At 74.0% G+C, this 21,165-nt stretch carries 23 protein-coding genes; 11 read left to right on the forward strand and 12 right to left on the reverse strand.

Features of this window, described 5'->3' with window-relative positions:
- Nucleotides 1–94 precede the first annotated feature (94 nt).
- On the forward strand, nt 95–1,021 hold the full coding sequence (locus F9B16_RS28440) for an NADPH:quinone oxidoreductase family protein (RefSeq protein ID WP_151543280.1): 927 nt from the start codon (nt 95–97) through the stop codon (nt 1,019–1,021).
- Here F9B16_RS28440 and F9B16_RS28445 read toward each other — a convergent pair.
- On the reverse strand, nt 1,018–1,347 hold the full coding sequence (locus F9B16_RS28445) for a WhiB family transcriptional regulator (RefSeq protein WP_151543281.1): 330 nt from the start codon (nt 1,345–1,347) through the stop codon (nt 1,018–1,020). The genes F9B16_RS28440 and F9B16_RS28445 overlap by 4 nt on opposite strands.
- A 158-nt stretch (nt 1,348–1,505) precedes the next feature.
- On the opposite strand from F9B16_RS28445, the gene F9B16_RS28450 reads away from it, so the two are divergent.
- Nucleotides 1,506–1,958, forward strand: coding sequence for a GNAT family N-acetyltransferase (locus F9B16_RS28450; RefSeq protein ID WP_151543300.1), 453 nt, complete (start codon nt 1,506–1,508; stop codon nt 1,956–1,958).
- A 271-nt stretch (nt 1,959–2,229) separates the two neighbouring features.
- Nucleotides 2,230–3,435 carry a transcriptional regulator gene (locus F9B16_RS28455; protein ID WP_151543282.1) on the forward strand — a complete coding sequence of 402 codons (1,206 nt, stop codon included), beginning with the start codon at nt 2,230–2,232 and terminating at the stop codon, nt 3,433–3,435.
- Between the two features lie 134 nt (nt 3,436–3,569).
- Here the strand turns inward: F9B16_RS28455 and F9B16_RS28460 are convergent, their stop codons facing one another.
- Nucleotides 3,570–4,601 (reverse strand): ABC transporter permease subunit, encoded by a 1,032-nt coding sequence (locus F9B16_RS28460; protein WP_151543283.1) that lies wholly within the window; start codon nt 4,599–4,601, stop codon nt 3,570–3,572.
- Nucleotides 4,598–5,362, reverse strand: a complete 765-nt coding sequence (locus tag F9B16_RS28465; RefSeq protein ID WP_192809036.1) for an ABC transporter ATP-binding protein — start codon at nt 5,360–5,362, stop codon at nt 4,598–4,600. The genes F9B16_RS28460 and F9B16_RS28465 overlap by 4 nt, the downstream gene beginning before the upstream one ends.
- Before the next feature lie 90 nt (nt 5,363–5,452).
- Here F9B16_RS28465 and F9B16_RS28470 point away from each other — a divergent pair, with 90 nt between their 5' ends.
- The 3 genes from F9B16_RS28470 to F9B16_RS28480 all read left to right on the forward strand — a co-directional run bounded on the left by F9B16_RS28470 (nt 5,453) and on the right by F9B16_RS28480 (nt 8,101).
- Nucleotides 5,453–6,106 (forward strand): response regulator transcription factor, encoded by a 654-nt coding sequence (locus F9B16_RS28470; RefSeq protein WP_151543284.1) that lies wholly within the window; start codon nt 5,453–5,455, stop codon nt 6,104–6,106.
- A 2-nt stretch (nt 6,107–6,108) separates the two neighbouring features.
- On the forward strand, nt 6,109–7,209 hold the full coding sequence (locus F9B16_RS28475; RefSeq protein WP_151543285.1) for a sensor histidine kinase: 1,101 nt from the start codon (nt 6,109–6,111) through the stop codon (nt 7,207–7,209).
- A 262-nt stretch (nt 7,210–7,471) separates the two neighbouring features.
- Entirely contained in the window at nt 7,472–8,101 is a 630-nt protein-coding gene (locus F9B16_RS28480; protein WP_151543286.1) for an HNH endonuclease family protein, read from the forward strand.
- Between the two features lie 46 nt (nt 8,102–8,147).
- Here the strand turns inward: F9B16_RS28480 and F9B16_RS28485 are convergent, their stop codons facing one another.
- Entirely contained in the window at nt 8,148–8,474 is a 327-nt protein-coding gene (locus F9B16_RS28485; protein ID WP_151543287.1) for a hypothetical protein, read from the reverse strand.
- A gap of 109 nt (nt 8,475–8,583) precedes the next feature.
- On the opposite strand from F9B16_RS28485, the gene F9B16_RS28490 reads away from it, so the two are divergent.
- Complete coding sequence (locus tag F9B16_RS28490; RefSeq protein WP_151543288.1) at nt 8,584–9,048, forward strand: GNAT family N-acetyltransferase; 465 nt, start codon at nt 8,584–8,586, stop codon at nt 9,046–9,048.
- On the opposite strand, the gene F9B16_RS28495 is transcribed toward F9B16_RS28490, so the two are convergent.
- From F9B16_RS28495 to F9B16_RS28505, 3 genes are read right to left on the reverse strand one after another with little or no spacing between them, the layout of a single operon-like run.
- Nucleotides 9,027–9,569, reverse strand: a complete 543-nt coding sequence (locus F9B16_RS28495) for a GNAT family N-acetyltransferase (RefSeq protein ID WP_151543289.1) — start codon at nt 9,567–9,569, stop codon at nt 9,027–9,029. The genes F9B16_RS28490 and F9B16_RS28495 overlap by 22 nt on opposite strands.
- Before the next feature lie 52 nt (nt 9,570–9,621).
- Nucleotides 9,622–10,023: an ester cyclase gene (locus tag F9B16_RS28500; protein WP_151543290.1), complete on the reverse strand. Its 402-nt coding sequence runs from the start codon at nt 10,021–10,023 to the stop codon at nt 9,622–9,624.
- A 60-nt stretch (nt 10,024–10,083) separates the two neighbouring features.
- On the reverse strand, nt 10,084–11,013 hold the full coding sequence (locus tag F9B16_RS28505) for a zinc-binding dehydrogenase (RefSeq protein ID WP_151543291.1): 930 nt from the start codon (nt 11,011–11,013) through the stop codon (nt 10,084–10,086).
- Between the two features lie 95 nt (nt 11,014–11,108).
- Between F9B16_RS28505 and F9B16_RS28510 the strand changes: the two genes are divergently transcribed.
- The gene (locus F9B16_RS28510) at nt 11,109–11,741 is read left to right on the forward strand and encodes a TetR/AcrR family transcriptional regulator (protein WP_151543292.1); all 633 of its coding nucleotides are present in this window, start codon (nt 11,109–11,111) and stop codon (nt 11,739–11,741) included.
- A gap of 100 nt (nt 11,742–11,841) precedes the next feature.
- On the opposite strand, the gene F9B16_RS28515 is transcribed toward F9B16_RS28510, so the two are convergent.
- Nucleotides 11,842–12,540: an HAD family hydrolase gene (locus F9B16_RS28515; RefSeq protein WP_225992009.1), complete on the reverse strand. Its 699-nt coding sequence runs from the start codon at nt 12,538–12,540 to the stop codon at nt 11,842–11,844.
- Between the two features lie 109 nt (nt 12,541–12,649).
- Between F9B16_RS28515 and F9B16_RS28520 the strand changes: the two genes are divergently transcribed.
- Nucleotides 12,650–14,176 carry a CYTH and CHAD domain-containing protein gene (locus tag F9B16_RS28520; protein WP_225992010.1) on the forward strand — a complete coding sequence of 509 codons (1,527 nt, stop codon included), beginning with the start codon at nt 12,650–12,652 and terminating at the stop codon, nt 14,174–14,176.
- A 32-nt stretch (nt 14,177–14,208) separates the two neighbouring features.
- On the opposite strand, the gene F9B16_RS28525 is transcribed toward F9B16_RS28520, so the two are convergent.
- The 3 genes from F9B16_RS28525 to F9B16_RS28535 form a co-directional block, all read right to left on the reverse strand.
- Entirely contained in the window at nt 14,209–15,102 is an 894-nt protein-coding gene (locus tag F9B16_RS28525) for an NUDIX domain-containing protein (RefSeq protein ID WP_151543294.1), read from the reverse strand.
- Entirely contained in the window at nt 15,095–17,179 is a 2,085-nt protein-coding gene (locus F9B16_RS28530) for an RNA degradosome polyphosphate kinase (protein WP_151543295.1), read from the reverse strand. The genes F9B16_RS28525 and F9B16_RS28530 overlap by 8 nt, the downstream gene beginning before the upstream one ends.
- 114 nt (nt 17,180–17,293) lie before the next feature.
- Nucleotides 17,294–17,842 (reverse strand): hypothetical protein, encoded by a 549-nt coding sequence (locus tag F9B16_RS28535; RefSeq protein WP_151543296.1) that lies wholly within the window; start codon nt 17,840–17,842, stop codon nt 17,294–17,296.
- A gap of 193 nt (nt 17,843–18,035) precedes the next feature.
- On the opposite strand from F9B16_RS28535, the gene F9B16_RS28540 reads away from it, so the two are divergent.
- Both F9B16_RS28540 and F9B16_RS28545 read left to right on the forward strand, forming a co-directional pair.
- A complete protein-coding gene (locus F9B16_RS28540) occupies nt 18,036–19,586 on the forward strand; it encodes a pentapeptide repeat-containing protein (protein ID WP_151543297.1) in 1,551 nt (516 codons plus the stop codon).
- A gap of 83 nt (nt 19,587–19,669) precedes the next feature.
- Nucleotides 19,670–20,020, forward strand: a complete 351-nt coding sequence (locus F9B16_RS28545; RefSeq protein WP_151543298.1) for a hypothetical protein — start codon at nt 19,670–19,672, stop codon at nt 20,018–20,020.
- Nucleotides 20,021–20,146: 126 nt separating this feature from the next.
- On the opposite strand, the gene F9B16_RS51275 is transcribed toward F9B16_RS28545, so the two are convergent.
- The coding region (locus F9B16_RS51275) for a CU044_5270 family protein (protein ID WP_192809037.1) at nt 20,147–21,165 on the reverse strand (1,019 nt) is incomplete at its 5' end.

Raw genomic sequence — 21,165 nt, forward strand, 5'->3', positions numbered from 1 at the left:
GACCGATCGATCCTGCCGTCACCGGGGTCAACGCGCACGCCCCCGGGAAGGTGCCCGATGGTGAACCCGATTCGGTTTCCGGCATAGTGGACGGATGCGCGCTGCGATCTGCGAGGAGCTCGGCTCCGTCGTCGTCAAGGACACCGCCCCCGCCGAACCCGGGCCCGGCCAGGTCCTGCTCACCGTCGAGGCGGCGGGCGTCAACTACGTCGACGCCCTGTTCGTCCAGGGCCGGTACCAGATCAAGCCGCCGCTCCCGTTCGTCCCGGGCAGCGAGGTCGCCGGCACCCTCCCCGACGGGACCCGCGTCCTCGCGATGTGCGGGCTCGGCGGGTTCGCGTCCCACGTCGCCGTCCCCGCCGCAGCCGCCGTCCCGATCCCCGACAAGCTGGACGCCCCGCGCGCCGCGACCTTCACCCAGAGCTACTGCACCGCGCTCTTCGCGCTCCGCGACCGCGCCGCCCTCGCCGCCGGCGAGACCGTCCTCGTCCTCGGCGCCGGCGGCGGCGTCGGCCTCGCCGCCGTCCAGGTCGCGACGGCCCTCGGCGCCCGCGTCCTCGCGGTCGCCTCGTCCGAGGAGAAGCGCCGGGCGGCCCTCGCCGCGGGCGCCGACTCCGCCGTCGACCCCACCGACGTCAAGGCCGCGGCCCGCGCCTGGTCGGACGGCGGCGTCGACCTCGTCTACGACCCGGTCGGCGGCGCCCTCGCCGACCCCGCGCTGCGCGCCCTGCGCGAGCGCGGCCGCTACGTCGTGATCGGCTTCGCGTCCGGGGACATCCCGTCCCTCCCGCTCAACCAGGTCCTGCTGCGCAACCGCTCCGTCGTCGGGGTCGACTGGGGAGCCTGGTCCATGACGCACCCCGCCGAGCAGCGCGCTCTCCTCGACGAGCTGCTCGCGATGGTGGCCGAGGACCGGCTCGACCCGGTGGCCCCGCGCACGGAGCCTCTCGCGTCCGCACCGGGGGTCCTGGACGACCTGCTCAACCGGCGCGTCGTGGGCAAGGTCGCCCTGCTGCCTTAGGCGGCGGAGGCGTGCTCCGACTCGGACGCGTCGCCGCGAACCACGATCACCGGCAGCCGCCGCCGCGCGGGGGCCTCCGCCGTCCGGCGCAGGTAGCGCCGCTCCTCCGGGGTCGTCCCGCCCCAGATGCCGTCGGGCTCGCCCACCCGCAGCGCCCACGCGAGGCACTCCGCCTTCACCGGGCAGTTCGCGCAGATCGCCTTCGCCGCGTCCATCTGGGCCTGGAGCACCGGCGCGGAGTAGCCGATCGGGAAGAACAGATCAGGGTCGGCGCCGCGGCAGATGGCGTGGTCGGTCCAGTGTTCCTCGTTCTCGTCGTTGTGCATGGCTTTCTCCCTGCGGGGCATGGGTGAGGAGGCCACCGGCGGTTCGCTCTGGGGTGGTCTCCACTCAACGTAGTACTACGTGCGGTAGTACTACAAGTCGTTGTGAGCATTGCAACTTAGCGTCCGGATAACCTTGTGACGTGCAGCGTGATCAAGAAGTGACCTTTCGCGAGGCGACGGTCGACGATCTGCCCCAGATCGTCCGGCTCCTGGCCGACGATCCCCTGGGCGCGACCCGCGAAACACTCGCCGAGGAAATCCCCGAGGCCTACTTCGCCGCCTTCACCGCCATCGAGAAGGACCCCAACAACCACCTCGTCGTGGCGGACGTCGCGGGCACCGTCGCCGGCACGCTGCAGCTCACCTACATCCCCGGCCTCACCTACACCGGCGGCGAGCGCGCCCAGATCGAGGGCGTCCGCGTCGCCGCCGACGAGCGCGGCCGCGGACTCGGCCAGACCATGATCACCTGGGCGATCGACCAGGCCCGCGCCCGCGGCTGCCGCGTCGTCCAGCTCACCACCGACCGCCAGCGCCCCGACGCGATCCGCTTCTACCAGAAGATCGGCTTCCGCCCCTCCCACATGGGCATGAAGTACCACCTGCAGTAGGCCATCCCGGCCCAAGGGCCTCGCCTGGCGGCTCGGCCCTTGACCGTGCTTGGGCGGGCGCGACCTCGCTTCGCGAGCTTCGCGGCGGGGCTCGCCTCCGGCTTCGCCCACCTCTCCTCGCGCCCGTCATCTGTCGCCGCCGTTCCCTCGCTCGGTGCCGGTTCGATCACTCTCAGTGAATCGATGACGGGTGGCGCAGGTCACCGTGATAATCGGAGATGAGCGTGGACACGGACCATCTCCGCGGATATCCGGAACGAGGTGCACTGCGGTGTCCGAGAAGAAACGCGCCGGGGCCCGGCTGCGGGCCGCCCGGAAAGCGCACGGCCTGACCGTCGCCGACCTGGCCGAACGCTTCCGCGACGTCGCTCCCGAGCGCGTCCGGCAACGCCTCCCGTCCCTGCGCGACCTCGAACGCACCATCCGCGGCCACGAAGCCGGCGAGCACGCCGTGGGCCCCCGCTACCGCCTCCTCTACGCCCGCGCCCTCAACACCCCCGAAGAAGCCCTCTTCGCCGTCGGCGCCCAGGTGGACGGCGATGACGAGGTGGAGGCCCTGGAGCTGGCGCGGCGGGTGGCGGCCAGCGACGTTGGCGAGGAGACGCTCAGCGCGCTGGAGATGACGGTGGACGAGCTCGCGTCCGCGTATCCCCGGTCGGCGCCCGACGCGTTGCTCGCGCGGACGCGCCGCCATCTCGACTACGTGGCGCGGCTCATGGACGTGCGGATGACGCTGGCCGAGCGGCGGCGGCTCGTGGTGGTCGGGGCGTGGCTGTCGCTGCTGGCGGCGACGTGCGACATCGACCTCGGACGCCGGGCGGCGGCCGACGCGCGGCTGCGGACGGCCGCGCAGCTCGCCCGGCACGCCGGGCATCCGGAGATCGTCGCGTGGACGTTGGAGACGCGTGCGTGGCAGGCCGTCACCGACGCGGACTACCGGGAGGCCGTCGCGCTCTCCCGGGGCGCGCAGGAGATCGCGCCGCACGGCGGGTCGGCGTTCATCCAGGCGACGGCGCAGGAGGGGCGGGCCTGGGCGCGGCTCGGCGCCGGGCCGGAGACGCGGGACGCGCTGGGACGCGTCGAGCGGCTCGTCGCGCCGCTGGCCATGCCGGAACGGCCGGAGCACCATTTCCGCTACGACCCCGCGAAGAGCGACGCCTACACGGCGACCACGCTGTCATGGCTCGGGGACCCGGCGGCCGAGCCGTACGCGCGGGGCGTCCTCGCCCGGCTGGAGGCGCCGGTGAGCGGGCCGGCGCGTCCACGGCGCGCCGCGTCCGCACGGCTGGACCTGGCGCTTGCGCTGATCGCTGCGGAACAACCCGAGGAGGCGGCGCACAGGGCCCTGGAGGCGGTGACGAGCGGGCGGCTCGTGCCGTCCAACTACTGGCGAGCGGCGGAGGTCGTGGCAGCTGTGGACGGGGTCACCGGGGCCGGCGAGCTTCGGGAGGCGTATCGCGAGGCGTGTGGCGGGTGATCGGGGCGGGCGAGCCGCTGGTCGTTTTGCGTGCGTGACGGTGCGAGTTCGCCTTTGCGGTGGCGTCAGCTCGCAAGGTGAGGCCGGGCCGGGGGCGGAAGGCGGCGATGGCGTGGGCGAGGGGCGTTGCGGGGTCAGGCGCGGACTTGGGCTATGCGGTGGTGGGTGAAGGTGGCTAGGAGGGCGGCCAGGAGGGTGTAGGCGCCGAGTTCGATCCATTGGAAGGACCAGTACCGGTCCGCCGGTTGCATGGTCACGTCGAAGTGCAGGTGCTTCGAGGTCATGCACTGGTCGACGGTGCCCGCGCCGTCGGTTCCGGGCATCGGCGCGGGGGGCTTGGCGAGGCAGTCCTGGACGGTCGACGGCCGGACGAGCGCCCCGGACGAGGTCCGCAGGTAGGTGACGTTGCTGAGCATGAGGGCGCCCGGCACCTGGTAGCCGGCGACGAAGGCGGGGCGGTCGTGGCCGAACGACACGTTCGCGTCGTGGTCGCGGACGTTCTGGTCGAAGGCGACCGATTCGGTCACCGGCGGGCGCAGGTGGGGGCGGACGAGGCTCGGCCACAGGAACAGCACCGCCGCGACCACCGCCAGCGTCGCCGCCATCGCCGGCAGGGTGCGGCGCAGGAACAACCCGGCCGCGGTGCCGGCCGCGAACGCGAAGAGCGCGTAGCCGACCGGCACGACGTCGCGCGAGGCGAACGACAGCGCGGTGAACCGGGTGCCCTCCACCTCGTCGAAACGGTCGGCGGCCCAGGTCAGCAGGAAGCTGAGCGCGGCGGTCAGCAGCACCGTCGCGAGGCCGGGCAGCAGCAGTTTCGCCGCCAGCCAGCGCCGCCGGGTGACGCTCTGGGTCCAGGCCAGCCGCTGCGTCCCGGCCTCGAACTCGCGGCCCAGCAGGGGCGCGCCCCAGAACGCGCCGATGAGGGCCGGCAGCAGGATCAGGACCGCCTGCGCCGCGCTCACCGGGGGGGTGAACTCGCTGAGGAACGCCCTCTTCTGATCGGTGAGCCTGCAGCCGTCCGCGAGGCGGCAGCCCAGGATCTCCGTGTCGTAGGCGTGGCGCGTCGAGTAGCCCAGCCAGCAGAGGGCCAAGGCGTACGCCGCGCATCCCGCGAGCATGACCAGCGCCGGCGTGCGGAACTGCCGCCACGTCACCCAGATCATCGGACGACCTCCCCGGCCATGTACGCGAGCACCAGGTCCTCCAGGTCCACCGGCCGTCCGTCCGGCCGGGGGACGATGCGTTCGCCGTCGCCGCGCGAGTGCCCGGCCAGCAGCGCGGGCACGTCCCCGGCCAGTTGCACGCGCCCGGCGGACAGCACGATGAGGTGGTCGCAGACCCGCTGCAGGTCGCCGAGCAGGTGCGAGGACAGCACCACGCTCACCTCGACCTCGGCGACGTACTCCTGCAGGTCCTCCAGGAACGTCCGGCGGGCCAGCGGGTCGAGGGACGCGACCGGCTCGTCGAGGACCAGCAGCCGCGCGCGCTTGGCCGCGGCCAGGGTCAGGGCGAGCTGGGCGCGCTGCCCGCCGGAGAGCCGGCCGGCCTTCTGCGCCGGGTCGAGGCCGAGCCGCTCGATCCGCGCCCGCGCGTACCGCCCGTCCCACCGCGGGTTCAGCCGGGCGCCGAAGCGCAGGTGGTCGGCGACCGTCATGGACGGGTAGAGCGGCGCGTCCTGGGCGACGAAGGCGACCTCGGCGAGCCGGGCCGCGCCGCCGCCGGGCCGGTGGCCGAGCACGGCGATCCGCCCGGACGTCGGGGCGAGCAGGCCGCAGACCATGCTAAGGAACGTGGACTTGCCGGCGCCGTTCGGCCCGACGAGGCCCGCGACCTTCCCGGCCGGGACGCGCAGGGTGCAGTCGGTGAGGGCGACCCGGCGGCCGTACCGCATGCCGAGCCCCTCGGTTTCGATGACCGGTGTCATGGCGACCGTTTCTAACCGCCCGGCGGTCACGGGACGGTCCGTCCTGCTGTGACCGAGTTGTGACGGGTCGCCGGGCTACCCTCGAAGCCGATGCGGGTAATGGTCGTCGAAGATCAGCGGGACCTCGCCGACTCGGTGGCGCGGGTGCTGCGCCGCGAGGGCATGGCCGTCGACGTCGCCTACGACGGCGGCGGCGCGCTGGAGCGCGCCGCGGTCGTGGACTACGACGTGGTCGTGCTCGACCGCGACCTGCCGGTGGTCCACGGCGACCAGGTGTGCCGCGCACTCGTCGCGGCGGAGCCGCCGGCCCGCGTGCTGATGCTCACCGCGTCCGGGACGGTCGCCGAACGCGTCGAGGGCCTGGGCCTCGGCGCCGACGACTACCTGCCCAAGCCGTTCGCGTACGCCGAGCTGGTGGCGCGCGTCCGCGCGGTCGGCCGGCGCACCCGGCGGGCGACGCCGCCCGTGCTCGTCCACGGCGAGCTCAGGGTCGACCCGGCCCAGCGCACCGCCACCCGGGCGGGCGCGCGCCTGCCGCTGAGCCCGAAGGAGCTCGCCGTGCTGGAGTACCTGCTGGCCAACCGCGACCGCGCGGTCTCGGCGGAGGAGCTGCTCGACCGGGTCTGGGACGAGGCGGCCGACCCGTTCACCACGACCGTCAAGGCGACGATCAACCGGCTGCGCGCCAAGCTCGGCGATCCCCCGCTCATCGAGACCGTGCCGCGCGCCGGCTACCGGATCTGACCATGCCGTACCGCCTGCGCCTCCGGCTCACCCTCCTGCACTGCCTGATGGCGGTCGCCTCGGGCACGCTCCTCCTGCTGGTCATGTACGGGCTCGCGCGGCAGCTGCCGGGCCACCTCGGCTACGCCGCGCGCCCCGGCCCGATCGGTCCTTTCGCGCCCGAGCCCGGAGCACCGGTGCGCGTCGGGCCGCGGGCGGCCGGGGACCGGATCGACCTGGCCCTGCCGACCTTCGCGCTGCTCATCGTGGGGGTCGTCTCGCTGGCCCTGGGCTGGCTGGTCGCCGGCCGGACGCTGCGCCCGGTGCGCACCATGACCGAGCGGCTGCGGCGGATCTCCGACCACAACGTCCACGAGCGGCTCTCCCTCACCGGGCCGCAGGACGAGCTGAAGAACCTCGCCGACACCGTCGACGGGCTGCTCGGCCGCCTCGAAGCGGCGCTGGACGCCCACAAGCGGTTCGTCGCCAACGCCGCCCACGAGCTGCGGACGCCGCTGACCGTCGAGCATGCGCTGCTGGAGGAGCCGCTCATCGACCCGGACGCGGACGCGGCGGCGTTCCGGGCGAACTTCGAACGGCTGCTGGCCGTCAACGAGCAGCGCACCCGGCTGCTGGAGTCGCTGCTGACCCTGGCCGGAAGCGCGGAGGTGCGCGCCGGGGACGAGCCGTTCGACCTGGCGTCGGTGGCGGCGCGGACGCTGGAGGGCCGCGGCCGCGAGGACGTGGAGATCGACGCGGTGCTCGATCCGGCGCCGGTCGCCGGCGACCCGGCCCTGATCGACCGGCTCGTGGCCAACCTGTGCGACAACGCCCTCCACTACAACGTGCCCCGGGGCAGGGTGGAGATCAGGACGGGACGCAGCGGCGGCACGTCGGTGCTGCGCATCGCCAACACGGGCCCGGTGGTGCCGCCGGAGAAGGTGGACGAGCTCTTCGAGCCCTTCCAGCGCCTGCACCGCACGGCCGACGACGGTCACCAGGGGCTGGGGCTGTCGATCGTGCGGGCCATCGCCACCGCTCACGGGGCCGCGCTCACCGCGCGCGCCCGCCCGCACGGCGGCCTCACCGTCCAGATCGCCTTCACCACGCCTCAGGGCGAATAGCCGTTCGGACGATCCCGCGCCGTCCGGTTAATGCGCGGTTGTTTCCGGTGAACTCTTCGCGGAGGCGCTCGCAGGACGCCGTCGCGCGCCGCAGGTGGGGCGGGACCGTCGACAGGTTCCGACCAAGGCGAGGGTGACGTCTGGGCAATCAGTGATATTTCGCTGAGTTGTCCTGAATGTCACGGTATCGGGGCTGTCGTCCCCGTGCCCTGTTCGGGGAGTCCGATCCCCGCCGGCGGGCGGCCGCAGAAGGGCATCCTCGATGCGACGTCTGCTCCTGTTCCTGCTGCCGGCGGCGCTGGTCGGCGCACTGCTCGTCGCCGTGCAGGCACCGGCGTCCGCGACCCCGCCGAACATCCCGTCCGCCGGCACCGCGCGCACCCGGCTCGGCGAGCTGACCGTGGCCGCCGAATCGCACGCGAGCACCTACGACCGCTCGCTGTTCCCCCACTGGATCACCGTCTCCGGCACCTGCAACACGCGGGAGATGGTGCTCAAGCGGGACGGCACGAACGTGAGCACCGACTCCGCCTGCTACCCGACGTCCGGGTCCTGGTACTCGCCGTACGACGGCGCCACCTGGACCGCCCCGGCCGACGTGGACATCGACCACATGGTGCCGCTGGCCGAGGCGTGGGCGTCCGGCGCCTGGGCCTGGACGACCGCGCACCGCCAGGACTTCGCCAACGACCTCGGCGGACCCCAGCTGTGGGCCGTCACCGACAACGTCAACCAGGCCAAGGGCGACAAGGACCCGGCCGAGTGGCAGCCGTCCCGCACCGCCTTCCGCTGCACGTACGCGCGCGCCTGGGTCCAGGTGAAGTGGTACTACGACCTCACCGTGGACAGCGCGGAGAAGAGCGCGCTCACCTCGATGCTCAACACCTGCTGACCGCACGGGGGTGCGGGCCTCCGACGGAGAGGCCCGCACCCCGCGGTCAGCCGGCGGTGGCCGCCGCCTCGGCGGCGGCGAAACCGTAGGCGCCCACCTGGGCCGCCGGGGTGCGGCTGAGGGTGCCGGGGACGAGACGGTCGCCGAGCTCCCGCTGGAACTCCTGGAAGGCGGGGACGGACGGCAGGACGTCGCGGCCGTCCTCGCTCACCACGATGTGCAGGAACGTGTCGCCGTCCAGGCGGAACGCGGCGTAGCGGACGCCGCCGGGGTCGTCGCGGCCGAGCTCTGCCATGACGTCCTCGATCAGCCGCTGGTTCTCGTCGGCCCGCTCGGGACGGGCCTGGTACCGCACGATGTTGATCTTCTGCATCGGTGTGTCCCTTCTTCGGGTCGCTGTCACCTGTACTGACACGGCGGACCCGGCGAAGTGACCGGCCTGGCGCCGGCGACTTTCCGCGCCCCTCGCTACCGTCGGCGCCATGCCCCATACCCGCCCGGCGACGCGCGCCGACCTGCCCGCGGTCCTGGCCCTGCTGGCGGACGAGGAGAAGGTCGTGGATCCGGCGTCGGTCGTCGTGACGGCCGCCTACGAGCGGGCGTTCGCGTCGATCGACCGCGACCCGCGCAACGAGATCCTGGTGCTGGACGACGGCGGGACGGTCGTGGGCTGCCTGCAGGCGACCTACATTCCCGGGCTCGGCAAGGGCGGCGCCGAGCGGGCGCTGATCGAGGCGGTGCGGGTCCGCGCGGACCGTCGGGGCGGCGGCCTCGGCCGGACGCTGATGGAGAGCGCGATCGACCGGGCCCGCGGCCGGGGCTGCGCGCTCGTGCAGCTGACCAGCGCCAAGAGGCGCGGCGACGCGCACCGGTTCTACGCGTCCCTGGGCTTCGCCCCCAGCCACGAGGGCTTCAAGCTCCCCCTTCAGCCGGTCGGGACCCAGTAGCGGCGCTTGCCGTGACGGACGTCTTCGAGGACGCCGCCGCACGCCTCGATGACCTTCCGGGAGCCGACGTTGTCCTCGTCGCAGGTGACGAGGGCCGGGTCGATGCCGAGGCCGCGGGCGTACGGGAGCATCTCGCGGAGCATCAGCGACGCGTGGCCGCGCCGCCGCGCGGACCTGCGGACGTCGTAGCCGATGTGCCCGCCGGCCTCGCGCAGGAACTCGGTCAGCCGGTGGCGGAGCTGGATCCGGCCCAGGTACTCCTTCCCGTCCACCAGCCAGAACGTGGTGGACGGCACGAAGCCCGCGGGGCGCGGCGAGTCCGGCAGCGGCTCGGCGTTGACGCGGGCCACGTACGCGGCGAAGGCGTCCGGGTCGGCGAGCGCCTCGATGCCCGGGTCGCGGAGGTCGCGGCCGATCTGGCTCTCGTCGTCGGGGCCGCCGCGTCCCTCGTCGAGGAACTCCTTCATCGCAGCGAGAAAGGAGTCGTGAACGCCGGTCGTGGGGCGGACGAGTTCGGGCATGCACAACGTTCTACAAGCCGCGTCCGAGGCGTCGCATCCCGTTTTGGGGCGGTCAGAGGGCGCCGAGGGACTGCATCATGCCCAGGGCGTCGGAGACGGGCCAGTATTCGGCGAAGCGGCCGTCCTCCATGCGGAAGAGGTCGTGGCCGGCGAAGGAGATCCGGGTGCCGGGTCCGGCGGTGGCGCCGGGGATCCCGCCCTGGTAGGAGCCGTGGAAGGTCCAGCGCGCGGCCACCAGGTCGCCGTCGACGAGCGGGCCGACGTCCAGGGTGTTCTCGATGTCGGAGAAGTAGGCGCGGGACCGGCGGATCTGCTCGGCGGCGCCGCCGGGTCCGCGGACGTCCATGCGGGGCCAGTGCCCGGCGAAGCCGGGCGTGAGGATCTCGTCGAGGACGCCGTAGTCGCCGGACCACGCGTCGAACAGCCAGCGCCGGTACAGGGTGTTCGCATCCATGAGCCCATGGTGCAACGCGGGCGGGCGCGGCCGCCGGGCGGCCGTGCCCGCGCCGGGCGGTCAGCCGACCTCGAGGACGGCCTTGCCGTGCAGGCGGCGTTCGAGCAGGGCGGCGACGGCCTCGTCCGCCCGCTCCCAGCCGCCGCGCCAGGAGATCCCCGGGTCGAGGCGCCCGGCGGCGACCTCGGCGGCCAGCCAGGTCAGGTCGGCGGCGATGTCGGCGCCGTCGAGGAGGTAGAAGGTGACGAGGGAGCGGTCGTGCCGGCCGCCGTCGCCGAAGAGGTCGCCGAACGGGAACGTCTCCGCCTCGCCGGTCCCGTGGCCGACCGCGATCAGGGTGCCGTGCGGCGCGAGCCTGCCGAACGCGGCGACGAGCTGGGCGCCGCCGACGTTGTCCACGACCCCGTCGACCGGGTCGGTGACCTGCTCGGGGTGGGCGACCACGTCGTCGGCGCCGAGCGCGCGCAGCGCGTCGCCGTGCGCGGCGGGATTTCCGGTGGAGGCGACGACCTGGGCTCCGCCTAGGCGGGCGAGTTGCACGGCGTACCGGCCGACGCCTCCGGTGGCGCCCAGCACCAGGACGCGCTTGCCCAGCAGCGGCCCGATCCGCCGCAGTGCGCGCAGGGCGCTCGCCGCCGCCACCGGGATGGTGCTGATCGCGCCGAGGTCGGCGCCCGCCGGGACGGCGCCGAGCAGCGCGGTGTCGACGGCGCGCAGTTCCGCCCACGCGCCGTCCGCGCCGAGCGTGACGACGGGGGTGCCGGCGGCCGGGCCGGAGCCGTCGGCGGCCGAGCGCTCGACCACGCCGGCGGCGTCCCAGCCGAGGACGGCGCCGCCCGGTGCTCCGGCGATGCCGTGCGCGACCTCGCCGTAGTTGAGCGAGGTCGCGGTGACCCGGACGAGCGCCTGGTGCGGCGCGGGGTCGGGGTCGGCGGTCTCGCCGAGGCGCAGGCCGGACGCGGTCGAAGGGTCGATGAGCAGAGCACGCATGGGTGCCGCCTTCCGGGAGAGAGCGATCCCCCATTTATGCCACTCAGTGGCATAAGCCTGCAAGTGGCGTTCGCTGCCCGGATACACTCCCGGGCATGACCACGGCACCGTCGCTGCGCGAGCGCAAGAAGCAGCGGACCCGCCAGGCGCTGATCGACACGGCGCTGGCCCTGTTCGGCGAGCACGGCTTCGGCGGGGTCACGCTGGACGAGGTGTGCGCCGAGGTCGAGGTCTCCAAGCGCACGTTCTTCCGGTACTTCACCGGCAAGGAGGCCGTCGCGATGGCGCCGCTGGAGGACATGTGGCGCGCCTTCCTCGACGGGCTGGAGACGTGCCCGGCCGACGGCCGCCCGCTGCTCGACCTGCTCGAATCGGTGCTGCTCACCGCCCTGGACCGGGTGGCGGACGGGACGTGGGCGAGCCGGGCGCTGCGCAGCTACCGGCTGCTGCAGGTGACGCCGTCGATGGACGCGCACGGCCTGCACTTCTGCGAGGACACCCTCCGGTCCGTCCTGGGGATCCTGCGCCGGCGGCTCGACCTGCCGGACGACGCGCGGCCCCGCCTCGCCGGCGACATGCTGGTCGCGGCGTGGCGGCACGCCCTCGGCGGATGGGCGGCCGAGGCGGAGGACCCGCCTTCGGTGGCCGACCTCGCCGCCCGCGTCCGCGACGCCATGGCCGCCCTGCCCGGCAGCCTCACGCTCCCCGCCACGCCCCGCGCGCTCTAGCCTCGCGCGCTCTAGCCTCGCGCGCTCTAGCCTCGCGCGCTCTAGCCTCGCGCGCTCTAGCCCCCGCGCGCTCTAGCCCCGCGCTCTAGCCTCGCGCGCTCTAGCCCCCGGCGCCGAGGATCAGGTCGATGACCTGGGCGGTGTCGGTCAGGTCCGGCAGGACGGTGTCGGCGCCGGACAGCCGCAGGTCCGCGGCGGACGTGGCGCCCGTCGCCACCGCGACGACCCGGGCGCCGCCCTCGTGGCCCGCGCGGACGTCGTGCGGGGTGTCGCCGATCAGCACGGTGCTCGACGATCCGAACCGCTCGCCGTACTTCGCGGCGGTGCGCTCGCGGGCGAGCTCCACCAGCGGCGGCCGCTCGACGCCGTCCATCCCGTAGGCGCCGATCTCCAGGTCGAGGTACGCGTCGAGACCGAACGCCTTCAGCTTGCAGGCGGCGATCCGCTCCATGTTCCCGGTCAGGACGGACTGGATCACGTCCGGACGGGCCGCGAGGGCCTCCAGCACAGCGCGCGCGCCGTCGTGCGTCCGGCCCCGGGCCGCGAGCTCGTGCGCGCGCGCCTCGAAGGCCAGGGCGAGCGCGTCGGTGAAGGCGGCGAGGACGTCGGGCGTCGGGTCGATGCCGTGGTGGCGGAGCGTGTCGGTCGTGATGGCCCGGTCGGTGCGTCCGGCCATCGGCGCGACGCGTTCCGCCGGGCGCCCGACGACCCGCTGGAACACCTGCGCGTAGATGTCCACGGACAGGCCGCCCGCGTTAAGGAGGGTGTGGTCGATGTCCCAGAGGACCAGGGTGCGCACGGACGCATCGTAGGCCGCCGACATTTCCGCTTCCGTTCATCTTCGCGTGAAATGGTGGTCATCTGGGTGTGCACGCCGCCGACAACACCGTCCCCCGAAGGAGCTGGTCGTGGCCGAAAGGCAGCTGGAGATCGAGCAGAAGTACGACGCCCGGGCCGATTTCGTCCTTCCGGAGCTCGGCGGGCTGCCGGGCGTGGCGTCGGCGGGCGAAGCGGAGACCTTCGACCTCCATGCGAGCTATTTCGACACCGCCGACCTGCGGCTGGCCGCGCACGGGATCACCCTGCGGCGGCGGCGCGGCGGGACGGACGCGGGCTGGCATCTGAAGATGCCCGCCGGCCCGGACGGCAAGGAGGAGCTGCGGGCTCCCCTCGGGCGGCCGGCGATCGTGCCCGCGCGGCTGGCGGCGCTGGTCGCGGCGTACACGCGCGGCGAGCCGCTGCGCCCGGTGGCGACGCTGGAGACGCGGCGGACCGTCGTCCGGCTGTACGCGGGCGACGGCGCGATGCTCGCCGAGGTCGCCGACGACCTGGTGACGGGCCGGGACGTCCGGGACGTCCGGGACGACACGGCGGCGGACGCCCCGGCGCGGCGCTGGCGGGAGATCGAGGTCGAGCTCGGGGACGGGACGGCCGAGCTGCTGAAGGCGGCGGGCAAGCGGCTGCGGAAGGCGGGGGCGCGGCGGTCGAAGTCGTCGTCGAAGCTGGGCCGGCTGCTGGGCGGGGCGATCGAACCGCCGAAGGCGGCGCGCGCGCGGGCGGCGTGCAAGGCGCGGCTGGTGGCGGCGATCGACAACGGGAAGGGCCCGGCGACGACGGGCGACGCGGTGATGGCGTACCTCGCGGAGCAGGTCGAGGCGGTCGTGAAGTTCGATCCGAAGGCGCGGCTGGGCGAGGAGGACGCCGTACACCGGATGCGGGTGGCGGTCCGCCGGATCCGCAGCACGCTGAAGGCGTACCGGCCCGTCCTGGAGGAGGAGCGCACGGAGCCGCTCGGGCCGGAGCTGCGGTGGCTCGCGGCGGTGCTGGGCGAGGTCCGCGACCTGGAGGTGCTGCGGATGCGGTTCCAGGAGCGGCTCGGCGGTGCCGCTCCCGCCTGGCTGGACGACCTGGCCCGCCAGGAGCGCACGGCTTACAGGCGGATGAACGCGGCGCTGAAGGAGCCCCGGTATTTCGCGCTGCTGGACGAGCTGGACCGACTCGTCGCGGAGCCGCCGCTGGGGAGGGAGGCCGACCGCAAGGCGCGCAAGGATCTGCCCGACCTGGTGACCCGCTCATGGGACCGCATGGCGCGCGCGTACGCGTCCATAGGGATCGCCGAAGACGCGGAGGTCGCGCGTCACGAGACCCGTAAGGCGGCCAAGCGCGCGCGGTACGCGGCCGAGCTCGCCACGCCCGTGCTAGGGGTGGCGGCCAAGCGGGTGGCGAAAGACGCCAAGCGCATCCAGGAGGTGCTGGGCGGCTACCAGGACGGCGTCATCGCGATGGAGCATCTCAAGACCGCCGCCGCGCGCACACGGAACACGTCCGAGGCGTTCGACCTCGGCGTCCTGTACGGGTGGGAGCGCTGCGAGGCGGAGACCGCGCGCGACCGCCTGTCGGTGACCTGGTCGCAGACCCTCGGCCCCGCCTTCTGAACGCGGCTCACGGCGCGGCTCAACGGCGCGGCTCAACGCGAGGTGTGGCGCTCCAGGGAGGCGAGCGCGCCCTCGCCGACCTGGGCCACCCAGAACTCGCCCTTGCGGAGGCTCGGGTCGTCCGGGACCTTCTCGCCGAGCTCCCGGCACAGGCCCGTGACCAGCTCGGACACGTTCTCGCCGTGCGTGCACACGACCGTCGGGACGCCGTCGCCGAGCAGGGCGAGCAGCCGCTCCCGGGCCCGGTCCGGGCCGGTCTCGCCGACCGTGAACGCGGCGTCGGTGACGACGCCGGCGCGGACGCGGCGCGCGTACGGCAGGACGGTCTCCAGGCAGCGGGCCGTCGCCGAGCTGAGCACCCGCGCCGGGCCGTAGGCGTGCAGCAGCGCGGCGAGCGCCGCCGCCTCCGCCCGGCCCCGCGCGTCCAGCGGGCGCAGCTCGTCGGGCTCGCGCCACGCGTGCTTCTCCCCCGCCGACCCGTGCCGGACGATCATCAGCGGCCAGGTGCGGGACGGGCCGTCCAGGAACGCGCGGAGCAGATCGGCGTCGTGCCGGTAGCTGAGCCGCGCCTCCGCCTCGCGGGCGGGCAGCCACGCCAGCTCGTCGACCTCCTCGTTCGGCGTGAACGCGGCCTCCGCGACGGGCCGCGCCGCCCAGTACTCGACCTGCTTGGGCCGATCGCCGTGCCGGTACTCCGCCGTCGGGAGGCGCCGGCCGAGGCGCGGCACGAGGCCCGTCTCCTCCTCGATCTCGCGGACGGCGGCGCGCAGCATGTGCTCGCCCCGGTCGAGCTTGCCCTTCGGGAACGACCAGTCGTCGTACCGGGGGCGGTGCGCGACCGCGAACTCGGGGCCGTCCGGGCCGTCGCGCCACAGCAGCGCGCCCGCCGCGCGGATCGGGCGGGCGTGCTCACCGGCGTCAGTCATCGACGGTCCTCCACCGGCGGCTCCGGACCAGGTGGGTCTGGATGTCCAGCAGCGTCTCGCCGGGGCCGGGCTCGCCGCGCGTCCAGGCGCCGTCGCCGGCGAGGGTCCAGGCGTGCGTGCCCGCGTCCATCGCCCGGTCGAGCAGCGCGATCAGCTCGTCGCGCTGGGTCCGGTCGGTGACGGTGACGAGCGCCTCGACGCGGCGGTCGAGGTTGCGGTGCATCAGGTCGGCGCTGCCGAGCCACACCTCCGGCTCGCCGCCGTTCTCGAACGCGAACACCCGGGAGTGCTCCAGGAACCGGCCGAGGACGCTGCGGACCCGGATGGTCTCCGACAGCCCCGGCACGCCCGGCCGCAGCGCGCAGATGCCGCGTACCCACACGTCCACCGGCACCCCGGCCCGCGACGCCCGGTACAGCGCGTCGATGATCACCTCGTCGACCAGCGAGTTGCACTTGATCCGGACCCGCGCGCGGTGCCCGGCGCGGCGGTTGTCGATCTCGTGCTCGATCCGCTGGACGAGCCCGGACCGCAGGCTGTTCGGCGCGACCAGCAGCCGGTTGTAGGAGCCCTGCCGGGAGTAGCCGGTGAGGTGGTTGAACAGCGCGCTGACGTCCTCGCCGACGTCGGGCGCGCAGGTCAGCAGGCCGAAGTCCTCGTAGAGGCGGGCCGTCTTCGGGTGGTAGTTGCCGGTGCCGATGTGGCAGTAGCGGCGCAGCGAGCCGTCCGGGTCCTCGCGGACGATCAGCGCGAGCTTGCAGTGCGTCTTCAGCCCGACGAACCCGTACACGACGTGGCAGCCGGCCGTCTCCAGCTTGCGCGCCCACGCGATGTTGGCGCGCTCGTCGAAGCGGGCCTTCAGCTCGACGACGACCACGACCTGCTTGCCCGCCTCGGCGGCGCTCATCAGCGCGTCCACGATCGGGGAGTCGCCGCTCGTCCGGTACAGCGTCTGCTTGATCGCGAGGACGCCGGGGTCGGTCGCGGCGTCCTCGATCAGCCGCTGCACGGTCGTGGTGAACGAGTCGTAGGGGTGGTGGACGAGGACGTCGCCCTCCCGGATCGCGGAGAAGATGTCCACGTCCTCGGGCAGCGCCTCCTTCGACGGCACGAACGGCGGGTACTTCAGCTCGGGCCGGTCGAGGTCGGCGATGGCGCCGAGCCCGGCGAGGTCGAGCGGCCCGACGAGCCGGTAGATCTGGCGCTCCTCGATGGCGAGCTCGGTGGTGAGCAGCTCCAGCACGCCCTCGGAGATCGACTCCTCGACCTCCAGCCGGACGACCGGGCCGAACCGGCGGCGCAGCAGCTCGCGCTCCAGGGCCTGGAGCAGCCCCTCGCTGATGTCGTCGTCGATCTCCAGGTCCTGGTTGCGGGTGACGCGGAACGCGTGGTGCTCGACGACCTCCATCCCGACGAACAGCTGCCCGAGGTGCGCGGCGATCACGTCCTCGAGCGGGGTGAACCGGTCGGGGGACGCCTCGATGAAGCGCGGCAGCAGCGGCGGCACCTTGACCCGGGCGAACATCGTCGCGTCCGTCTCCGGGTCGCGGACGATCACGGCGAGGTTCAGCGAGAGGCCGGAGATGTAGGGGAAGGGGTGTGCGGAGTCGACGACGAGCGGGGTGAGGACGGGGTAGATCCGGTCGCGGAACAGCCGGCGCAGCCGCTCCTGCTCGGTCTCGGCCAGTTCGTCCCAGCGCAGGATGTCGATGCCCTCCTTGGCGAGGTCGGGCAGGACCTCCTCGCGGAAGACGGCGGCGTGCCGGCGCATCAGCTGGTGGGCGACCTCGCCGGTGCGTTCCAGCACCTCGCGGGGCTGCCGGCCGCTGGCGGACTGGACGGCGAGGCCGGTCGCCATCCTGCGGGCGAGGCCGGCGACGCGGACCATGAAGAACTCGTCGAGGTTGCTCGCGAAGATCGACAGGAACCGGACGCGCTCCAGCAGCGGCAGCTCCGGATCCTCCGCCAGCTCCAGGACGCGCTGGTTGAAGCGCAGCCAGCTCTCTTCGCGGTCGAGGAAGCGGTCGTCGGGCAGCGCTTCGGTGGCACGAGGAAGATGTCCTGGATTGACGGTCATGTCCCCAATTTTCCCTGACCAAGGTGAACAACGGTGGAACGCCGATGTTTCGGCGAAGAGTCAGATACGTCGATCATGCCCGCGGTTCCCGTTGATCACTCGACGGTTCGGACGTCAGGTTCCGCAGGAGCCCGCCACCACCCGGTGGTCCAGCGCGGACGCCACGGACGCCACGAACCCGTCCGCCAGCGGCGGCCAGTTCCAGAAGCGCAGGCCCAGCTCCGCGAACGCGCACGGCACCGGCCACCGCCAGCCGTTGAACCCCGTCCGCTCGCCGCAGCGCGCGCAGGCCAGCGCGTCCGGGCCGCCCTCCAGCCACTCCTCCACCGCGTCCAGGACGGTCTCGAACGGCAGCCACGCCCCGCAGCGCGGGCACCGCACCCGGTCGTCCTCGCGCATCGTCCCGTAGTAGGCGCCGCGGCCGACGTCGATCTCCAGGCCGTTCGGCCACACGTCCGGGAAGCCGGCCGGGTCGCCCATCGCCGCCGACGCGGCGGCCGGGCCGGGCGCGTACCCGCCGGGGACGTCGCCGAGGACGCAGTCGGTCCGCTCGGCCAGCACGATCCCGGCGTCCACGAGGCGGGTCAGGATCCGGTCCGCGAGGTCCGGCGCCTCGTCCGGAAGGGCGTCGAGGTCGGCGATCCAGCGGCTCCGTTCCCCCATGCGCTCACAGTACGACGACGCGGACAAACCCGAAGAAGAACGAGGTACTTGCGCGAAACCGGTGACAGACGAGGTAAACAGCCAATCAACGTCCTAGTGTGGCCGTTCCCATGCGTACAGTAACCATGCGGAAGTAACGACCTGACCGCCGGGAGAGCTTCCCGGCGGAACCCGCTGTAGGTAGAACGGGACCGTGACCCCTCACGAGCCTCCCCTTCCGTCCTCCACCGCGGTCCTGTGGCCGCGGTGCTCGGCCGTCCACGGATGCAGCGGGCGCGCCGCCGGCGGATTCGCGGGCTGCCCCGCCCACCTGCGGCCCGCCGAGTTCGAGCGGTTCGCGGCCGGGCTGCGTCCCGGAGGCGACCTCGACCTGCGCGGCGTCACCGTCCCGCCGTGGCTGCTGGACGCGGTGCTCGACGCGGTCACCGGCCCCGACGGGCGCCCCCACCTCGGCCGCGCCCGCTTCGACGGCGCCGTGCTGCCGTCCCACGCGGTGCTGCGCGGCGTGTGCGTCGAGGGGGACAGCTCGTTCGACGGCGCCTGCTTCCTCGGCGGCGCCTCGTTCTTCGACGCCCGGTTCTTCGGCCACGTGTCCTTCCGCGGGGCCCGGTTCGGCGGCAACGCGTCCTTCCACGAGGCGCGGTTCCACCGGCACGCCTCGTTCGAGGAGGCCGTCTTCACCGGCGACGCGCTGTTCGGCGAGGCCGTCTGGCACGCCGACGCCGCGTTCCCCAAGGCGGTGTTCTTCGGCGCCGCCTGCTTCGACCGCGCCGAGTTCGGCCGGGACGCGGCGATGCAGGGCGCGTGCTTCGGCGCGGCGGTCTCGTTCCGGCGGGTCCGCGTCGCCCGGCACGCCCGGTTCGAGCGCACCCGGTTCCGGCGCGGGCTGTGGCTCGGCCCGCTCGTCGCCGGCGGCCGGATCGGCCTCGCGGACGCCGCGGCGCGCGGCGGGCTGCGCGTGCACGCGGCGGCGCGGCTGGTGGACGCCCGGGCCGTCACGGTCCGCGGCGAGGCCGAGTTCCGGCTGCGCCGCGCCGAGCTCGACCTGGAGGGCGCCTCCTTCGACGCGGCGGTGAACGTCCGGTCGCTGCCGAACCCGATCCAGGGGCTCGCCGAGCCGGAGTCGTGGACCGGTCCCGCGGCGGTCCGGCTGGTGTCGCTGCGCCGCGTGGACGCGGCGCACCTGCACCTCGCCGACGTCGACCTCAGCGGGTGCAGCTTCCTCGGGCTCGTCCACCCCGACCGGCTGCGGATCAGCGGCGACTGCCCGTTCGCGACCGTCCCGGACCGGCGCCGCTGGCGGCCCTGGGGGCACGGCGGCGCCGGGCGCGCCGTGCTGGCCGACGACCTGGCCCGCAACGCCGACGACGCGGCCTGCGGCGAGGACCGGCTGGAGGCCCTCTACCGGGAGCTGGCCCGCGCGACGGCGGGCTCCGACCGCGCCCGCCTCGCCCGCGACTTCCGCTACAGCGCGCTGGAGATGCGGCGCCGCAGCGAGCCGCACCAGTGGCGGCGCTGGCTCCTGCACCTGCTGTGGATCACCAGCGGGTACGGGCTGCGCGCCGGGCGGATGGCGGTGTGGCTCGCGGTGGCGATCGCGCTGGTGTGCTGCGGGCTGCTGCTCGTCCGCCACCAGCACCCGGTGGCGTCCGGCCGCACCCGTCCCCACCAGCCGTTCTCCTCGTTCGGACGGCGCTCCGCGCATCCCGCCCCGCGCAAGGGCGTGCGGCCCCTCGCCCGCTGACGGCGGCGCGCCCCACCGCCCCCGGATGATCGTCAAAAGGGCGCGCCACTGTTTTGTCAGTGCTTTGGGTAATGATTCTTGTTATGAGCAGAGACAGCCATCCGGGGGTGCAGTGCCCGCACTGCCATTCCCATCTCGCGCTCGTCCCCGTGCCCGGAAATACCGCCCCCGCGGCCGTGCCCTCTCCACCGCCCGCCCCGCAGCCCGCACCAGTGCCCTCTCCGGCGTCCGTGCCGCCGGTCGCCGCCAAGGAGGAATGGCAGCCGCCACCCGTCGCGGAGGTCCTCGCCGCCTATGCCGGACGCGTCAAGGACTCCGCCACCGCAATGCGCGGCGCCGCCCGCGTCCGCGACAGCCTGAACCGCGCCCGCACCGCCGCCGCGCAGCGCCGGGCCGCCCAGAGAACCGCCCGCCGGACCCCCAAAAGCGCCTGATCACGTCCCGATCACGGCGGCCCGATTCCCGCGGCGGCGGAAGGGACGGCGCACGGCCCGCGAAGGCCATGGCACCGTCCCTCCCCGAACGCGCGCCCGATACCGGCGCGCGCCATCGTCAACGCGTCACTCCGGCGCGGAATCCGTCCATTCCATGGTCATCACGGAGCTGGAGCTGAGCACCGTTCCGGCGGGCCGCGGCTCCTTCGCCGACGGGGTCACCAGCACCCTTTCGTCGGCGAGCGCCTTTCCGGTCGCCGGGTCGATCACCAGCAGATGCCGGACCACCCCGCTCGCGTCCTTCTCCCTCATCCCGATCGCGTCGCCGGTGCGGCCCCGCGGATCGGTGACCCGGCCGACGGAGTCGACCGTCTTCAGCCCGGCCAGCATCCGGAACGCCGCCGCCCGCACCTTCGGCCGCACCGGCAGCTCGGTGACCAGGCTCCCCGCGACCCGGAACAGCCACGCGTCCGCCGCCATCGGCACGCTCGACGACTCGGTGTCGTGCCCGCCGTACCAGCGCAGGACCTCCTTCTTCAGCCGCTTCGGGTCGTCCGGGAGGCTCTGCAGCTGCTTCATGGTCACGTTCCGGCCGAGCCAGTAGACCTTGTTCCCGTCGACGAGCGGGGTGCTGCTCGTCTCCACCGGCCCCGGCCCGGTCGGCACCTTCATGGCCTTGTAGCCGCCCTTGCCGCTCGGCTGGATCGGCACCCGCAGCGACAGCGTCGCCGGCGACCCGGCCCGCCGGTACGCCGCCGCGTCCGCCGGGGACGCGGGCTTCGCGCCGAGCCGCTGCTGGCTGCCGATCATCTTCCCGCCCGGCCCGCCGGGCGCCCACTCGTCCGACTTCTCCATGAGCAGGACGGTGTAGCGCTCCTTGCCCTGCCCCTGGGCCAGCCACGAGCTGGTACCGATCGTCGACTTGTGCCAGTACCGCCCGGTCGGCTCGGACGTGGCGTCCAGCTTCTCGGCGGCGGCGAGCAGCACCGTCCGGGCGTCGAGCGGCCGCACCGGACCGGCCTGCGGGTGGCGACCCGGCGCCTTCTGGTCGCCGCCCCCGCCGGACGTCACCGCCACGACGCCGACCGAGGCCGCCGCGACCGCCCCGGCCAGGCCGAGCCCCCACATCGGCCGGACCCGGGACC

Origin of the sequence: Actinomadura montaniterrae, assembly GCF_008923365.1 — a bacterium.
Classification (GTDB): Bacteria; Actinomycetota; Actinomycetes; order Streptosporangiales; family Streptosporangiaceae; genus Spirillospora; species Spirillospora montaniterrae.

Bases quoted from the DNA above. Each gene is read 5' to 3' on its own strand.
- F9B16_RS28470 (WP_151543284.1), top strand. From the start codon at position 5,453: ATGCGGGTAATGGTCGTCGAAGATCAGCGGGACCTCGCCGACTCGGTG.
- F9B16_RS28545 (WP_151543298.1), top strand. From the start codon at position 19,670: ATGAGCAGAGACAGCCATCCGGGGGTGCAGTGCCCGCACTGCCATTCC.
- F9B16_RS28480 (WP_151543286.1), top strand. From the start codon at position 7,472: ATGCGACGTCTGCTCCTGTTCCTGCTGCCGGCGGCGCTGGTCGGCGCA.
- F9B16_RS28510 (WP_151543292.1), top strand. From the start codon at position 11,109: ATGACCACGGCACCGTCGCTGCGCGAGCGCAAGAAGCAGCGGACCCGC.
- F9B16_RS28525 (WP_151543294.1), bottom strand. From the start codon at position 15,102: ATGACTGACGCCGGTGAGCACGCCCGCCCGATCCGCGCGGCGGGCGCG.
- F9B16_RS28440 (WP_151543280.1), top strand. From the start codon at position 95: ATGCGCGCTGCGATCTGCGAGGAGCTCGGCTCCGTCGTCGTCAAGGAC.
- F9B16_RS28445 (WP_151543281.1), bottom strand. From the start codon at position 1,347: ATGCACAACGACGAGAACGAGGAACACTGGACCGACCACGCCATCTGC.
- F9B16_RS28505 (WP_151543291.1), bottom strand. From the start codon at position 11,013: ATGCGTGCTCTGCTCATCGACCCTTCGACCGCGTCCGGCCTGCGCCTC.
- F9B16_RS28530 (WP_151543295.1), bottom strand. From the start codon at position 17,179: ATGACCGTCAATCCAGGACATCTTCCTCGTGCCACCGAAGCGCTGCCC.
- F9B16_RS28490 (WP_151543288.1), top strand. From the start codon at position 8,584: ATGCCCCATACCCGCCCGGCGACGCGCGCCGACCTGCCCGCGGTCCTG.
- F9B16_RS28485 (WP_151543287.1), bottom strand. From the start codon at position 8,474: ATGCAGAAGATCAACATCGTGCGGTACCAGGCCCGTCCCGAGCGGGCC.
- F9B16_RS28535 (WP_151543296.1), bottom strand. From the start codon at position 17,842: ATGGGGGAACGGAGCCGCTGGATCGCCGACCTCGACGCCCTTCCGGAC.
- F9B16_RS28475 (WP_151543285.1), top strand. From the start codon at position 6,109: ATGCCGTACCGCCTGCGCCTCCGGCTCACCCTCCTGCACTGCCTGATG.
- F9B16_RS28500 (WP_151543290.1), bottom strand. From the start codon at position 10,023: ATGGATGCGAACACCCTGTACCGGCGCTGGCTGTTCGACGCGTGGTCC.
- F9B16_RS28495 (WP_151543289.1), bottom strand. From the start codon at position 9,569: ATGCCCGAACTCGTCCGCCCCACGACCGGCGTTCACGACTCCTTTCTC.
- F9B16_RS28460 (WP_151543283.1), bottom strand. From the start codon at position 4,601: ATGATCTGGGTGACGTGGCGGCAGTTCCGCACGCCGGCGCTGGTCATG.
- F9B16_RS28465 (WP_192809036.1), bottom strand. From the start codon at position 5,362: ATGACACCGGTCATCGAAACCGAGGGGCTCGGCATGCGGTACGGCCGC.